The 14,469-nt window shown below is 58.8% G+C and carries 11 protein-coding genes and 3 pseudogenes; 7 read left to right on the plus strand and 7 right to left on the minus strand.

Annotated elements, in window-relative coordinates:
• Nucleotides 1-27: 27 nt before the first annotated feature.
• The 3 genes and pseudogenes from A7317_RS24545 to A7317_RS24555 form a co-directional block, all read right to left on the minus strand.
• On the minus strand, nt 28-1,431 hold the full coding sequence (locus A7317_RS24545; protein WP_024077391.1) for an amino acid permease: 1,404 nt from the start codon (nt 1,429-1,431) through the stop codon (nt 28-30).
• Nucleotides 1,432-1,503: 72 nt separating this feature from the next.
• Nucleotides 1,504-1,803: pseudogene (gene antC, locus A7317_RS24550) on the minus strand (anthranilate 1,2-dioxygenase electron transfer component AntC); the annotation flags it as partial.
• Between the two features lie 106 nt (nt 1,804-1,909).
• Nucleotides 1,910-2,383 carry an Lrp/AsnC family transcriptional regulator gene (locus A7317_RS24555; RefSeq protein ID WP_003176072.1) on the minus strand — a complete coding sequence of 158 codons (474 nt, stop codon included), beginning with the start codon at nt 2,381-2,383 and terminating at the stop codon, nt 1,910-1,912.
• Between the two features lie 143 nt (nt 2,384-2,526).
• Here A7317_RS24555 and kynU point away from each other — a divergent pair, with 143 nt between their 5' ends.
• Together kynU and A7317_RS31715 are read left to right on the plus strand one after the other, a co-directional pair.
• Entirely contained in the window at nt 2,527-3,777 is a 1,251-nt protein-coding gene (kynU, locus tag A7317_RS24560) for a kynureninase (protein ID WP_069077000.1), read from the plus strand.
• Between the two features lie 139 nt (nt 3,778-3,916).
• A pseudogene (locus A7317_RS31715) lies at nt 3,917-3,997 on the plus strand (hypothetical protein); the annotation flags it as partial.
• An 83-nt stretch (nt 3,998-4,080) separates the two neighbouring features.
• On the opposite strand, the gene A7317_RS24570 reads toward A7317_RS31715, so the two are convergent.
• Nucleotides 4,081-4,980, minus strand: a complete 900-nt coding sequence (locus tag A7317_RS24570) for a LysR substrate-binding domain-containing protein (RefSeq protein ID WP_069077002.1) — start codon at nt 4,978-4,980, stop codon at nt 4,081-4,083.
• Nucleotides 4,981-5,176: 196 nt separating this feature from the next.
• On the opposite strand from A7317_RS24570, the gene A7317_RS24575 reads away from it, so the two are divergent.
• The 5 genes from A7317_RS24575 (at nt 5,177) to A7317_RS24595 (ending at nt 10,397) form a co-directional block, all read left to right on the plus strand.
• Entirely contained in the window at nt 5,177-5,941 is a 765-nt protein-coding gene (locus A7317_RS24575) for a sulfite exporter TauE/SafE family protein (protein WP_069077003.1), read from the plus strand.
• Nucleotides 5,942-6,059: 118 nt separating this feature from the next.
• The gene (locus A7317_RS24580) at nt 6,060-6,650 is read left to right on the plus strand and encodes an NAD(P)H-dependent oxidoreductase (RefSeq protein WP_069077004.1); all 591 of its coding nucleotides are present in this window, start codon (nt 6,060-6,062) and stop codon (nt 6,648-6,650) included.
• 30 nt (nt 6,651-6,680) lie between these two features.
• Nucleotides 6,681-7,577 (plus strand): LysR family transcriptional regulator, encoded by an 897-nt coding sequence (locus tag A7317_RS24585; protein WP_069077005.1) that lies wholly within the window; start codon nt 6,681-6,683, stop codon nt 7,575-7,577.
• Between the two features lie 103 nt (nt 7,578-7,680).
• On the plus strand, nt 7,681-8,574 hold the full coding sequence (locus A7317_RS24590) for an NAD-dependent epimerase/dehydratase family protein (protein WP_069077006.1): 894 nt from the start codon (nt 7,681-7,683) through the stop codon (nt 8,572-8,574).
• A gap of 377 nt (nt 8,575-8,951) precedes the next feature.
• Complete coding sequence (locus A7317_RS24595) at nt 8,952-10,397, plus strand: SulP family inorganic anion transporter (RefSeq protein WP_069077007.1); 1,446 nt, start codon at nt 8,952-8,954, stop codon at nt 10,395-10,397.
• A gap of 271 nt (nt 10,398-10,668) precedes the next feature.
• Here the strand turns inward: A7317_RS24595 and A7317_RS24600 are convergent, their stop codons facing one another.
• The 3 genes and pseudogenes from A7317_RS24600 to A7317_RS24605 form a co-directional block, all read right to left on the minus strand.
• Nucleotides 10,669-10,959 (minus strand): DUF3077 domain-containing protein, encoded by a 291-nt coding sequence (locus A7317_RS24600; protein WP_069077008.1) that lies wholly within the window; start codon nt 10,957-10,959, stop codon nt 10,669-10,671.
• A 332-nt stretch (nt 10,960-11,291) separates the two neighbouring features.
• Nucleotides 11,292-11,425 (minus strand): annotated as a pseudogene (locus A7317_RS30755) (LysR family transcriptional regulator); the annotation flags it as partial.
• Between the two features lie 609 nt (nt 11,426-12,034).
• The gene (locus A7317_RS24605) at nt 12,035-14,077 is read right to left on the minus strand and encodes an SIR2 family protein (RefSeq protein WP_081329250.1); all 2,043 of its coding nucleotides are present in this window, start codon (nt 14,075-14,077) and stop codon (nt 12,035-12,037) included.
• Between the last annotated feature and the right edge of the window lie 392 nt (nt 14,078-14,469).

The following is a 14,469-nucleotide window of genomic DNA, read 5'->3' on the forward strand; positions in this document are numbered from 1 at the left end:
GGGGGCAAGCCCCCTCCCACATGGATATTACTGCGCAGCGGCGACCGCTTTCGTCTTACTCACTCGCAACCGGTAGGCCACATAGATAACCCCCACCCACACCGGCATCGCATACACCGACTCCCGAATCCCAGGAATCGCCAGCATCACGCTGATGATCATCAGCATGAACGCCAGGCACAGGTAGTTGCTGAACGGGAACCAGAAGGTCTTGAACGACGGCACCACGCCTTGCTCACCCATGGCTTTGCGGAACTTGATGTGCGTGATGCTGATCAGCGCCCAGTTGATCATCAGCGAGGCAACCACCAGCGCAAACAGCAACTCCAGGGCACTTTTCGGTGCCACGTAGTTGACCACCACGCACAGCATCGTCACCAGCGCCGAAATACCCAGGGCCCGCAACGGTACGCCTTGCTTGTTGAGTTTCATCAGCGACTTGGGTGCATCGCCTTGCTCGGCCAGGCCGAACAGCATGCGGCTGTTGCAGTACACGCCGCTGTTGTACACCGACAGCGCCGCGGTCAGTACCACGAAGTTGAGGATATGCGCGGCGGTGTCGTTCCCGATCAGCGAGAAGATCTGCACAAACGGGCTGCCGCTGTAGGCATCGCCCGACGCGCCGAGGGTTTGCAGCAGTTGATCCCACGGGTACAGCGACAGCAGCACGGTCAGGGCGCCGACGTAGAAAATCAGGATGCGGTACACCACCTGGTTGATCGCCTTCGGGATCACCTTGCGCGGTTCGCTGGCCTCGGCGGCGGTGATGCCCACCAGCTCCAGGCCGCCGAACGAGAACATGATGAACGCCATGGACATCAACAGCCCCATGCCGCCGTTGGGGAAGAACCCGCCGTGGCTCCACAGGTTGCTGATCGAGGCTTGCGGGCCGCCGGTGCCGCTGAACAGCAGGTAGCAGCCGAGCACGATCATGCCGACAATCGCCACCACCTTGATGATCGCGAACCAGAACTCAGCCTCACCGAAGAACTTCACGTTCAGGGTGTTGATCAGGTTCACCGCGACAAAGAACACCAGTGCGCTGACCCAGGTTGGGATCTCTGGCCACCAGAACTGGATGTACTTGCCCACGGCCGTCAGTTCGGCCATGCCCACCAGCACGTACAGCACCCAGTAGTTCCAGCCCGCCAGGAAGCCCGCGTAACCGCCCCAGTATTTGTGCGCGAAGTGGCTGAATGAACCCGCCACCGGTTCTTCAACGATCATCTCGCCCAGCTGGCGCATGATCAGGAACGCGATGAAACCGGCAATTGCGTAGCCCAGGATCATCGACGGCCCCGCCGACTTGAGCACCCCGGCCGAACCGAGGAACAGCCCCGTGCCGATGGCCCCTCCCAAGGCAATCAGCTGAATATGCCGGTTCTTCAGGCCACGCTTGAGGCCTACCGGGTTAACCATGTCATCCGCCATTAACATTCCCTTCTACTTGTTTTTCTCGGGGTTGATTACACGCCGAACCCGCCCCTCAGAAGTGCTGAGGGGTCAGATATTACTCTGCGTGAACTTTTCGTAATACAGCTGAACGCCATCAAGTGCCTGATCCACCAGCCATTGCTGGGCGGATTCGACCATTGGCGGGGGGCCGCACACGTACATATCGGCCGATCTGTCGCGTAATTCGGCCAGGTCGAAATGCTCGGTGAGGTAGCCACGCTTGCCGGACCATGCGGGCGAAGGGTTGCTCAGGACTTCGGTGCAGCGAAAGTGGGCGAGCCTGGAGGCGTAGACCTGGATGCGCGCCGCTTCGCACAAGTCTTCGACGCCGCGTACGCCGTAGTAGACGCCCCCTGTAGGAGCGAGCTTGCTCGCGAAGGTATTTCAGGCGCATCGCTGCGCTGGATGTACCTGTTTCGCGAGCAAGCTCGCTCCTACAAAAGGCATCGTCGGCCTACTTACGCACAACCAGATCCAACACCTCATCCCGATCCTTGATCTTCTGCAACACGATCTCCGAGCGAATATCCATCACCCCCGCCGTGCGGTTCAGGTGGTTCACGATAAAGTCCGAAAAGTGCTTGAGGTTGCGCGCCTGCACCCGTAGCACGTAGTTGCTGGCGCCGGTGATCACGTAGGCGCTGGCCACTTCCGGCCAGCCTTGCACCTTCTTGATAAACGTCTCATGCCAATCCTCCACATCCTGGCGCAAGGAGAGGTGGACGATGGCCTCCAACTCGATCCCCAACTGCTCGGCATTCAGCACCGCGCGATAGCCGCTGATGATGCCTTCGCTCTCCAGCAAGCGCAGGCGGCGCAGGCAGGCGGAGGGTGACAGCGCGACTTTTTCCGCCAGTTCCTGGTTGCTGATACGGCCATCCTGTTGCAGGAAATGCAGGAGGCGCAGGTCGGTGGCGTCGAGAATCATGGTTGGCATAAATCCGCGTATTTTCGGTTTAAATTCGAATTTCCTACAGCTTAATTAGCGTGTTACCCACCACTTTGCACGAAAATTCTCTAAAGCTTCGTTCATTATTTGCAGCATCTTCAGCCTAAAAGCCAGGACAGCCCATGACCCCCCGAAGCCATTGCCAAGCCCTCGACGCCCAGGACCCGCTGGCGCCGCTGCGTCGTCAGTTCGCCTTGCCGGAGGGCGTGATCTATCTCGACGGTAACTCTCTCGGCGCGCGCCCGGTGGCGGCCTTGGCGCGGGCGCAGGCGGTGATTGCCGAAGAGTGGGGCAATGGCCTGATTCGCAGCTGGAACAGCGCCGGCTGGGCGGATTTGTCCCAGCGCCTGGGCAATCGCCTGGCACCGCTGATCGGCGCGCGCGACGGTGAGGTGGTGATCACCGATACCACCTCGATCAACCTGTTCAAGGTGCTCAGCGCCGCGTTGACCGTGCAGCGTCAACGCGCGCCTGCGCGCAAGGTGATCGTCAGCGAGGCGAGCAACTTTCCGACCGACCTGTATATCGCCGAGGGCCTGGCCGAGCTGCTGCAACAGGGCTATTCCCTGCGCCTGGTGAACAGCCCGGACGAATTGCCCCAGGCCATCGACCAAGACGTGGCGGTGGTGATGCTCACCCACGTCAACTACAAGACCGGCTACATGTACGACATGCAGGCGCTGACCGCCCTGAGCCACGAGTGCGGCGCGCTGAGCCTCTGGGACCTGGCCCATTCGGCGGGCGCGGTGCCCATCGACCTGCATCAGGCCGGTGCCGATTATGCGATTGGCTGCACCTACAAATACCTCAACGGCGGCCCGGGCTCCCAGGCATTCGTGTGGGTCAACCCGGCGTTGGTGGATGTGGTGCGGCAGCCGTTGTCGGGCTGGTTCGGACATACCCGGCAGTTCGCCATGGAGTCCACCTATGCGCCGAGTGCTGGCATCGCCCGCTACCTGTGCGGCACCCAGCCGATCACCTCGCTGGCGATGGTGGAGTGTGGGCTGGAGGTTTTCGAACAGACCGATATGGCCAGCCTGCGCAGCAAGTCCCTGGCGTTGACTGACCTGTTTATCGCGTTGGTGGAGGCCCGTTGTGCTGCCCATGAGCTGGTACTGATCACCCCGCGTGAGCACGCCCGGCGTGGCAGTCATGTGAGCTTCGAGCACCCTGAAGGCTATGCGGTGATCCAGGCGTTGATCGCCCGTGGTGTGATCGGTGACTACCGCGAGCCGCGCATCATGCGCTTTGGGTTTACGCCGTTGTACACAAGCTTTACCGAGGTGTGGGATGCCGTGGAAATCCTCGGTGAAATCCTCGACAACCGCACCTGGGACCAACCGCAATTCAAAGTCCGCCACAGCGTCACCTGAAGATAACGCAGATCAAAATGTGGGAGGGGGCTTGCCCCCGATGACGGTGTGTCAGTCACTTGGATGTTTGCTGATCCACCGCTATCGGGGGCAAGCCCCCTCCCACAGGGGATCTGTGACAACAGTTAGACCGTGCAACGCCATCGGCTATGCCGGCCCCAGCGTACGGGTGAGCTACGCCATCGGGACGTTGATCACCTTGCTGCTGATGGGCGCGGTGATGATCACCACCTATTTCACCGAGGCGTTCAAGGTGACGTTGGTATTTGGCGTGCCGTTCCTGCTGATCCTGTCGGCGGTGTATTACGGGTTTTTCCGCAAGGGCAGGGTCAAGGCGTCGAACAGGGCCCTGGCGTAACCTGGCAGGTGGTCGAACGAGCGCGCGCATAACAGCAGTGTTCGACAGGCCCAATCTTCTCGCAACGGTTGGGCCTTGAAGCGCTGCTCCAACGGCCAACGGGCCAGCGCCGCCTGGGGCACGATCCCCAGGCCCGCGCCGCGTGCAACCATGCGCATCACCCCGTCAAAACTCTCGGCGCGGATGCGCGTTTGCAGGCGAAACCCCGCGTGCAACGCCTGTTCTTCCAGGTACACCGCCAGCGCGCTATGGGCGGCCAGGCCCACATAGTCGTAATGCAGGCTGTCGATAAAGGTCACCGTACTTGCTGCCGTCAACGGATGCTCCAGCGGCATGATCAGCACCAGTGGATCGTCGCGAAACGCGAGGGTCTGCAAGCCGTGGGCGTCCACGGCGTCGGAGATGATCCCCAGGTCCGCCGTGCCCTGGCGCAAGGCTTGGGTGATGCGCAGGCTTGGCAGTTCCTGCAGGTCGATATCGAGGTTGGGGTGTTCGCGCAGAAAGTCCGCGAGCAGTTCCGGCAGGTATTCGCTGAGCGCGGTGGTGTTGCACAGCAGGCGCACCTGGCCTTTGACGCCGTTGGCGTATTCCGCGAGGTCCTGTTGCAGGTGCTCGGCCTGTTGCAGCAGCAGGCGGGCGTGACGGGCCAAGGCTTTTCCCGCAGGTGTGGGGGTGACGCCTCGACGCCCACGGTCGAGAAACTCGATGCCCAACGAGGCCTCCATCGCCCGGATGCGCGCGCTGGCGGCGGCCAGGGATAAATGACTGCGGGCCGCGCCGGCGGTGATATTGCCGGTGTCGAGGACGTGCAGGTAGAGGCGCAGGTCGATCAGGTCAAAGTGCATGGCTGATTGCTCGGGTGATGGGGCTGGCCTCATCGGGAGCAAGTCGACGCCTCGCACCGCCCCTCCCTCATTTGAAATGCAGCCCAAGTGTGGGAGGGAGCTTGCTCCCGATGAGGCCTCAGCCTCATGCAAAACAAGAGGCTGCCTCAGTATATGGCGAATTTCCGAGCTTATCGAAAAGTCGCACAATCGGCCTATGAATACCCTCCTCGCGTTTTACCAAAACCTCGGCCCCGCCCTTACCTTGCTGGTGATCGGCACCTTCCTGCTGGCTGGCACCGTCAAGGGCGTGATCGGCCTCGGCCTGCCCACCGTGGCCATGGGCATGCTCGGCCTGGCTATGTTGCCGGCGCAGGCTGCGGCGTTGCTGATCATCCCTTCGACCGTCACCAACCTGTGGCAATTGGCATTCGGCGGGCACCTGAGTGCTTTGCTCAAGCGCCTGTGGCCGATGTTGCTGCTGATTTTCCTCGGTACCGGGCTGGGCACGGTGTGGCTGGGAATGGACGGCGGGCAATGGGTGGTGCGCGCGTTGGGCGCGGCGTTGCTGGCGTATGCACTGAGTGGACTGTTCCTGCCCACGTTCAAGGTCAACGCTCCAACCGAGCGCTGGCTGGGCCCGCTGTGTGGGCTGGTCACCGGCGTGATCACCTCGGCGACCGGCGTGTTCGTGATCCCTGCGGTGCCGTACCTGCAAGCGTTGGGGTTGAATCGCGATCAGTTGGTGCAGGCGTTGGGGCTGTCGTTCAGCGTGTCGACCCTAGCGTTGGCCGCGGGATTGGCCTGGCGTGGCACCTTGGGCGGGGGAGAAGTCAGTGCCTCGTTGCTGGCGCTGGTGCCGGCGCTGCTGGGTATGTGGCTGGGCCAGGTGGTGCGCCAGCGCATCAGTGCGCTGTTGTTCAAGCGCGTGTTTTTTATCGGTATGGCCTTGTTGGGCGGGCATCTGCTGATCAGCGGTTAACAATGATTGAGGTATTCATGATTTCTGGTCAAAAGTATTTTGCTCAGTGGTGGCTTATTCCAAGGGGCCGAGGCCGATAGTCTGCGTCCAGACATTTTCAACCTTCTGGACGCTTCCCATGAAAAAAGTACTCCTGCTCAATGGCGGCAAAAAGTTCGCCCACTCCGATGGCCGCTACAACACCACCCTGCATGACACCGCCTTGGCGGTGTTGGACCGAGGCGGTATCGACGTCAAAGTCACCCATATCGATGCCGGCTACGACGTGGCCGAAGAGGTCGCCAAATTCCTCTGGGCCGACGTGATCATTTACCAGATGCCTGGCTGGTGGATGGGCGCGCCGTGGGTCGTCAAGAAGTACATCGACGAAGTCTTCACCGAAGGCCACGGCAGCCTGTACGCCAGCGATGGTCGCACCCGCTCCGACGCCTCGCAGAAATACGGCAGCGGTGGCCTCATCCAGGGCAAGCAGTACATGCTGTCGCTGACCTGGAACGCCCCGCAGCAAGCCTTTGACGACCCGACTGACTTCTTCGAAGCCAAGGGCGTGGACGCGGTGTACTTCCCGTTCCACAAAGCCAACGAGTTCCTCGGCATGACCGGCCTGCCGACCTTCCTCTGCGTGGACGTGATGAAACGCCCGGCCATCGAGGCCGATGTGGCGCGCTACGAGCAGCATCTGGCGCAGGTGTTCAACCTCCCGGTGTAAGCTGCGCTGAACCGATAATGAGGACCGCCTGTGAAAGCCCGATCCGATGAGCTACAGATCTTCGTCAGCGTGATTGAGTGCGGCTCGATTTCCGCGGCGGCGGAACAGGTCGGGCAGACGCCGTCAGCGGTCAGCCGCACGCTGTCGCGCCTGGAAGCCAAGCTTGAGACCACGCTGATCAACCGCACCACGCGGCGCATGGACCTGACCGAGGAGGGCAAGTACTTCTTCGAGCAGGCCAAGCTGATCCTGGCGCAGATGGACGAGCTGGAGGAGCGCCTGTCGTCCCGCCAGAAAAATCCGGCCGGGCGCCTGCGTATCAACGCCGCCGTGCCGTTCATGCTGCATGGGATCGTGCCGTACATCGCTGAGTTTCGCAGCCTGTACCCGGACATCCAGCTGGAGCTGAACAGCGATGATTTGATCATCGACCTGCTGGAGCAAAGCACCGACATCGCCATTCGCATTGGCGCCCTGGCCGACTCCACCCTGCATGCGCGCTCCCTCGGCTGGTCGCCGCTGCATATCCTCGCCAGCCCCGCCTACCTCAAGCAGCATGGTGCGCCGACGACGGTTGCCGAACTGGCCGACCACACCTTGCTCGGCTTCACCCAGACCGAAACCCTCAACCATTGGCCCCTGCGCCATGTGGAAGGTGACCGCTGGCTGATCCAGCCCGGCATTGCTGCGTCCAGCGGTGAAACCTTGCGGCAGCTGGCGCTGGAAGGACAGGGCATTTGCTGCCTGTCCAACTTCATGACCGTCGACGACATCAATGCCGGGCGCCTGGTGCCGGTGCTGGAGGCGTTCAACAGTGGCTATCGCCAGCCGATCCATGCGGTGTTCTACCGCAATTCGCAGTTGGCCTTACGCATCCAGTGCTTCCTGGACTTCATCCAAGCCAAGCTGGCGCGGTATGCCTGCTGATTCGTGACCGTCACGCAAGAGTGAATTGGGCGCTGCGGGCTTATTCGGCAGGGATGAGTCCGTAACAATGGACCCATCACTTACCCCGTCAGGAGCACTCTCCATGAACGTATTCATTACCGGCGCAGCCGGTTTTATCGGCGGTTCCATCGCCACTGGCCTGGTCAAGGCCGGCCACACGGTTACCGGTCTGGTACGCAGCGCCGGGCAAGCGGCTGAAATGACCGCCCTGGGCATCAACCCGGTGATCGGTACCCTCGATGACGCCGCCGTATTGACCGCGCAGGCGCACAAAGCCGATGCGGTGATCAATGCCGCGAGCAGCGACCACCGTGCCGCGGTGGAAACCCTGCTGGCTGCGCTGAAAGGCTCGAACAAGCCATTCCTGCATACCAGCGGTTCGAGCATTGTGGGCGATGCGTCGGGCGGCAAGGCCAGTGATGTCATCTATTTCGAAGACAACCTGCCGGAGCCGACCGTCGACAAGGCTGCACGCGTGGCCATCGACAACCTGGTCCTGGCGGCTGCCCGCGACGGCGTGAATTCGGCCGTGATCTGCAACACCCTGATCTACGGCCACAGCCTGGGCGTGAAGCGTGACAGCGTGCAATTGCCGCGCTTGCTCAAGCAGGCGCGCAAGAGCGGAGTGGTGCGCCATGTGGGGACGGGGCAAAACATTTGGTCCAACGTGCACATTGAAGACGTGGTGGCGCTGTACCTGCTGGCGCTGAAGAAGAATGTGCCGGGGACGTTCTACTTTGTGGAAAGCGGCGAGGCCTCGTTTATCGACATGACCACCGCGATCGCCCAAGCCCTGAACCTGGGTAAGCCGCAGGATTGGCCACTGGCCGAGGCTGAAGCCGAATGGGGCTATGAAATGGCCAACTATGGCCTGGGCTCCAACAGCCGCGTGCGCGGCAAGCATGCCCGCGAGTTGCTGGGCTGGGCACCGAAGCGCACGTCGGTGGTGGAGTGGATTCGCCACGAGATGGTCTAGGTTTTCTGCGATTCACTGATGGCAAGCGGATTTGTTGTGGCAGCAGGCTTACTGTGGCAAGCAGGCTTGTTGTGGCAGCAGGCTTACTGTGGCAGCAGGCTTGTTGTGGCGAGCGGGCTTGCCCCGCGTTGGGCTGCGCAGCAGCCCCTGTAAGCTACCGCATGCATCCAGACAGAAATGCAGTGAATGGTTTTGGGGCTGCTTCGCAGCCCAACGCGGGGCAAGCCCGCTCGCCACAGTGACAGTGTTGCTCCTTAACTGACTGGCATTGCAACAAGCCCACTTGCCGCAGGGGGTTGCCTGCCTTAAAAATCTGGTCCCGTCGCGCTCAATTCCGTACCATTCCCCGCCTTACTCCCGCAATGCCCTGGTACCTCATGAACCTCACCCGACTGCGCGCCGATGCACTGGCCGGCCTCACCACGTCTTTCGCGTTGCTGCCCGAATGCATCGCCTTTGCCTTGGTGGCTCACCTCAACCCGCTGATGGGACTCTACGGCGCTTTCATCATCTGCACCCTCACCGCGTTGTTCGGCGGCCGGCCGGGCATGGTCTCCGGGGCGGCGGGGTCGATGGCGGTGGTGATCGTCGCGCTGGTGGTGCAACACGGCGTGGAGTATTTGCTGGCGACGGTGTTGTTGGGCGGGCTGATCATGGTTGCGTTCGGCCTGCTACGCCTGGGCAAGCTGGTGCGCATGGTGCCCTACCCGGTGATGTTGGGGTTCGTCAACGGCTTGGCGATCATCATTGCCTTGGCGCAACTGGAGCATTTCAAGAGCGGTGAACGCTGGCTCAGCGGCACGCCGCTGTATGTGATGACCGGCCTGGTGCTGGTGACCATGGCCATCGTCTACCTGCTGCCGCGCGTCACCCGTGCCGTGCCGCCTGCGCTGGTGGCGATTCTTGGCGTGGGCCTGGCGGTGTACCTGCTGGGCTTGCCAACACGCACGCTGGGCGACATGGCCCACATCGCCGGTGGCCTGCCCACCTTCGCGCTGCCGCAGATACCCTGGTCGCTGGACACCCTCGGCATCATCGCGCCTTACGCGTTCCTGATGGCCATGGTCGGCCTGCTGGAAACCCTGCTGACCCTCAACCTTACCGACGAAATCACCGAGACCCGTGGCTACCCGGACCGCGAAAGCGTGGCCCTGGGCGCGGCGAATATGGTCTCGGGCCTGTTCGGCGGCATGGGCGGTTGCGCGATGATCGGGCAAACCGTGATCAACCTCAGTTCCGGCGGGCGCGGGCGTTTCTCCGGCGTGTTTGCCGGGGTAATGATCCTGTTGTTCATTCTGTTTCTGTCACCGCTGATTGAACGCATCCCGCTGGCGGCGCTGGTGGGCGTGATGTTCGTGGTGTCGCAGCAGACCTTTGCCTGGGCGTCGCTGCGGGTGATCAACAAGGTGCCGCTCAATGATGTGCTGGTGATTCTCGCGGTGACCGTGATCACCGTGTTCACCGACCTGGCCACGGCGGTGCTCTGCGGCATTCTGATCGCAGCGCTGAACTTCGCCTGGCAACAGGCGCGGGAGTTGTATGCGGATGAACACCTGGAAAACGACGGCAGCAAGCTCTACCGCCTGCATGGCACGTTGTTCTTTGCCTCGACCACGCCGTTCCTGAACCAGTTCGACCCCGCCAACGACCCGGCGCACGTGACCCTGGATTGCCGCCACCTGAGCGTTGTCGACTACTCGGCGATTGCCGCGCTGATGACCCTGCGCGAGCGCTACAGCAAGGCCGGCAAGCATCTGCGGGTGCTGCATTTGTCCGAGCGCTGCAAGAAGCTGCTCAAGCGTGCCAAGGTTCACCACGATTGATCACACACACCTGTAGGAGCGAGCTTGCTCGCGAAAAACGTCAACGATAACGCGTGTTTCCTGAATCAACGCGGCGCCTGTGAGTTTTTCGCGAGCAAGCGACTGAGCCCTGTAGCGTACAGGACCCGGTCCGCTGTAGCCTAACCAACAGCTGTCCAGCTTTTGGGGCGCACTTCAGAGTGACAGAACCCTAGGGACGGGCTGACACATGGCTATAGGGGTCAAGCCCCTCCCACATTTGGTTTTGCGGTGTACTCGAAGCAGCGTTCGTTTAACTGCCCGGCGTTATCGCCTGCGTCAAGTCATCCACCACCGCCTTGCCCATCTCACACAGGTAATGCGCAGCCCACGCGTATTGCTCACCACGCACATCCATGGCAGCTTCCATCGCGAGTTTTTTGGAGTAGAAGAGCAGGGTGGAGGCGTGCTCCAGCGCTTCGCCGATGGGCATGCCGGAGTTGACGCGGAAAAGCGGTTTTTGGTTTTCGCCGTAGTCGCCGAAGGTGACGACGCCGAGAGTGGTGAGGGAGGAAAGGGGGGGATCGGGGACGATCTTGGACATGGTTTTTCCTTAGGTTAATAAGTAGAAACCGCCACGGCACGTCGCTAAACATGGAGAGGTGGCAGCTGTACGCAGGTTAGCGAACCGGTAACCTAGGGAACCCGGTAGACCCAAAGGTCTCCCGCGCACAGCCGCCATAACACGATAAGGCTGGCAAAAACTGCCGGCCAAAAGAGTTGAGGAAGTCGTACCTACGTTTCTCGGGTCGCTAAACCCAGTCGCTGTTATGCAGCGACCCGAGGAGGCTAGACACTCAAATCCTATGGCGCAATAGGGGGGAGATTCTCTAGGAAACGTCCTGCAATTTAAAGGGAATCGTCGTTGCTGGTCCTTTAATCCGCAAACCTTATCTCCCGCGTCTCCCCATCAACAACCCCTGATCCTGCTCCCTTACTTCCCTGATGTAGTCCCACAACAACGTAATTCGTTTCAACTTCCTCAAGTCTTCCCGGCAATATATCCAGAAATACAACGATGTAAGGGGGCATCCAATGAATACGGGACCCTACAGCGATGACCATCGCCTTAAACGCTCCTCCTGTCACAAGTCTTGTAACAAATATCGCCGTGGCGCTGAGGCCGACTACACGACTTGTGAGGCCCCACCATTACAGGCGCAACGGCATTTACTATATGCGCCTTCGCGAAACCAGCAGCGTCACACCGCACGGTGTTCGTCTTGCTAAAGACCGATAGAAAGGCCGCTATGGACGCTTCACGATGCCTTGCAGAAACGCTCAGGGCATTCCATTCGGATAATCCCGAGGTAACTTGGCATCAACTGAGATCTGGTGTCTCGGTAGGATTGTTAAGGCCAACTTGGGGCCCGCAGACCTTTCCGTTGGCAAAGCCATGGATGAGCGCCACGAGGACCAGAAAGTCGACGCGTTCAGCGAGAGAATCGCCAAAATCAAACCATTTGGGGTCTACAAAGATCGTAAGAAGATCGTAGATGACTATGGAGTTCGGACAGAAGCCGATGGGGAAAAATCTCCCCAAGGCCGCTGATGAGCTGGGCCGTGAGCCTCAGGAGCGTCCACGGAGTCATGAGAGTCAAATCATGTGGCCGACGCCACTATGTCTTTTCAAGTTGGACATCTTGAAACGCATCGGTTTCGCCTGATTGGAAGTCAACCCAATATGGGCTGAGCTGGTTTGTGTTTATGCTGGATATTACACCTTCCGAGCCAGCATGCTCTCCTTTCAGGATTAAAACTCTTTCTCCCTCAACAAAGCGGAGTTCAACTCGAACAGCCATGTCGCGTGCGTGGATCCACATTTTTTCGACCTGTTCGCTCTCTGGTGATAGATGAGGGATCCGTGAGGAAAACACCCATGCTCGACGAAGAGGCTCAATTGCTTCTTTGTATTCTCCAGCACCGATTAATATCTCACCACGCTCTTTGGAATCCCGATAAATTTGCTCGAGTTCACTATCATCAAATGGATAGGAAAAGCCAACCCACTCCGAAGAATTTCCGTTAGGATTGCGTACTTGATACTCAATCCCTCTGTGTGAAAGCGGGGCTTCCGGGGCCGATTCTGATGCGGATAGCTCAAGGTAGTTTCCAAAATAAATATTTGGCTGAATCGAATAGTCTCGCTCGTGACTACCAATTTTTCGAGAGTGTATCGTTATGCCAGGGGCAAAATCAGCGCCATGAAATAATATGCCTGCACGATAACCTCGATGATACTTCTCTATGTAGGGAAGCTTTGACCAAGTGACCTTGTGAAGCTTGGGGGTAGAGCTTCGCAAATTAGAAATACTAAACCCACGTATTGCCACTTCAGCATCATTGTGGAACGGGACCCGCCCCGGCTCCTTAGGCATCATTTGCGTTCGGATAATTTCAAGCCACGAAATATCTTTCATTGCAGCGCTGGTAAGAGCTAACCTCGCTGCTGAAAGTGAGGACTTAGCGTTTTGCAAGTCAGATGTAAGGTCTGCTGCCAACCTCTCGAGATCAGCAACCCTCTCACTCGGCTGCTCTCGTGCTGCTTCAAGCTCTTGCTCAAGTTGGGCCTGAGCAGACTTCAGTATCTCGACCCGCTCAGTTAACTCCGGATCAAGGTGCTCTCTCACCCGATCTTGCAGCTCTGGAGACAATTCCTGTAGTTTCTCAAGAATGATATTTAACTGCGTTTCGTCTACGGAGTTATTTTTTAACCGCTCATAAAGCGCAGGAAAAAAATCATGCAGGTTAACTCCAGAGTATAGCTGCACTCTTGATCGAGCCAGTGCGGGCCCAAAACTTACTAACAGCCTCTCATAGGAAGTCTGTATAACTTCGCTATCTGATTCATAGAAGGCCCACAGGACATCGGGATTACTTTCTGGATCTGTAAGCAACTCGCCGAGGCTGGCCATAAATATATCGTCCCAGCCGCCGCAGCCCATAACTACCAAGGTGCGATTCTGGAGCAGGTTTTTTAACGAGCTCTTCAGGTTGGGGCGTGGTTGGCCAATTTGGTTTGGAGTGTGCAACGTGTCCGTCCCCCACCAGTACCCATGAAGATGAACAATCTGTACCCCAGGCCCATTTGACTGGATGAGTGAACCATCGGCATGCAACATCGTCCGAAAGTAATTACCTCCTGCACCTTGAATGGCGACCTGAATTAGAGGGTCGAAATTCGTCGTGATGACTGTGCGTCCAAGTCGGCCGGACGAATCAGTCAGTAGCATTCCAAGAGCTCTTAACGAATGTCGAACATTCCAACCTGAAACATCTTTATCAAGTGCTTCACATATCTTCAGGTCATCAAGATCTGGCACGGTCTGATGCTTTTTTCTGGCTTTGAATACCGCTCGGCGGATAATTCTATTCGCTGCGTCCTGCCCCCTGAATGCATGAAGTTGTGAAAATGCCAAGCGATATGCTTCACCATATTTTCTTTGGGCTACTAATTCTTGTACAGGACCGAAAGCATCCGGAGAGGAAGCCAGTTCCTCCTCAATCAGAGACACAACGCCATTGACACTTGGAACTCCTGGCTTTCCTTCTTCTTCTGGAATTGTTAGCGCCGAGCCGAAAAAGAACACAACCTCGCGCGATGCATGAATAACCCTCTCAAGCAATACATCCGCTCCGTGAAACTTTAACTCATACGACATCTGCACTCTGCCTTATCAAAATCACGAAGAGGGGTCGACTCACTGATCCATACAATGGACGCTTCAGATTGGACAGATTGTAGCCAAAAATTGCGAGACTCGACCAATGTGGGCTTATGCGTCCTTGCCAGCTTCTAACTCGCCCAAGCCTGGGCGCGCTCCCCATGTAATGCCCCTTCAGCCTGGCCATCTCCCGTTTCTATGTGGGGCCTCTTCCATAGGTCTTCTGGAGGCTGTCCTTAGGACAAGCTTGATCGGGATACGAAACCCTTGATGTAACCCTGTGCGTTTCCTTAGAGAAGGCGTTCTTATGATGCCACCCAAGTCCTTTCCTGGTGTCACAAGTGCTGTCCCAACCTCTGTATCAACCTCGTTGCCAAGCTCTCGCAGAT

Origin of the sequence: Pseudomonas fluorescens (assembly GCF_001708445.1) — a bacterium.
Taxonomy (GTDB): domain Bacteria; phylum Pseudomonadota; class Gammaproteobacteria; order Pseudomonadales; family Pseudomonadaceae; genus Aquipseudomonas; species Aquipseudomonas gorinensis.

What these genes read in the sequence shown, in the direction of transcription:
- A7317_RS24555 (WP_003176072.1), bottom strand. Translation starts at nt 2,383, where the DNA reads ATGATTCTCGACGCCACCGACCTGCGCCTCCTGCATTTCCTGCAACAG.
- A7317_RS24595 (WP_069077007.1), top strand. Translation starts at nt 8,952, where the DNA reads ATGAACCTCACCCGACTGCGCGCCGATGCACTGGCCGGCCTCACCACG.
- A7317_RS24570 (WP_069077002.1), bottom strand. Translation starts at nt 4,980, where the DNA reads ATGCACTTTGACCTGATCGACCTGCGCCTCTACCTGCACGTCCTCGAC.
- A7317_RS24605 (WP_081329250.1), bottom strand. Translation starts at nt 14,077, where the DNA reads ATGTCGTATGAGTTAAAGTTTCACGGAGCGGATGTATTGCTTGAGAGG.
- A7317_RS24580 (WP_069077004.1), top strand. Translation starts at nt 6,060, where the DNA reads ATGAAAAAAGTACTCCTGCTCAATGGCGGCAAAAAGTTCGCCCACTCC.
- A7317_RS24590 (WP_069077006.1), top strand. Translation starts at nt 7,681, where the DNA reads ATGAACGTATTCATTACCGGCGCAGCCGGTTTTATCGGCGGTTCCATC.
- A7317_RS24600 (WP_069077008.1), bottom strand. Translation starts at nt 10,959, where the DNA reads ATGTCCAAGATCGTCCCCGATCCCCCCCTTTCCTCCCTCACCACTCTC.
- kynU (WP_069077000.1), top strand. Translation starts at nt 2,527, where the DNA reads ATGACCCCCCGAAGCCATTGCCAAGCCCTCGACGCCCAGGACCCGCTG.
- A7317_RS24545 (WP_024077391.1), bottom strand. Translation starts at nt 1,431, where the DNA reads ATGGCGGATGACATGGTTAACCCGGTAGGCCTCAAGCGTGGCCTGAAG.
- A7317_RS24575 (WP_069077003.1), top strand. Translation starts at nt 5,177, where the DNA reads ATGAATACCCTCCTCGCGTTTTACCAAAACCTCGGCCCCGCCCTTACC.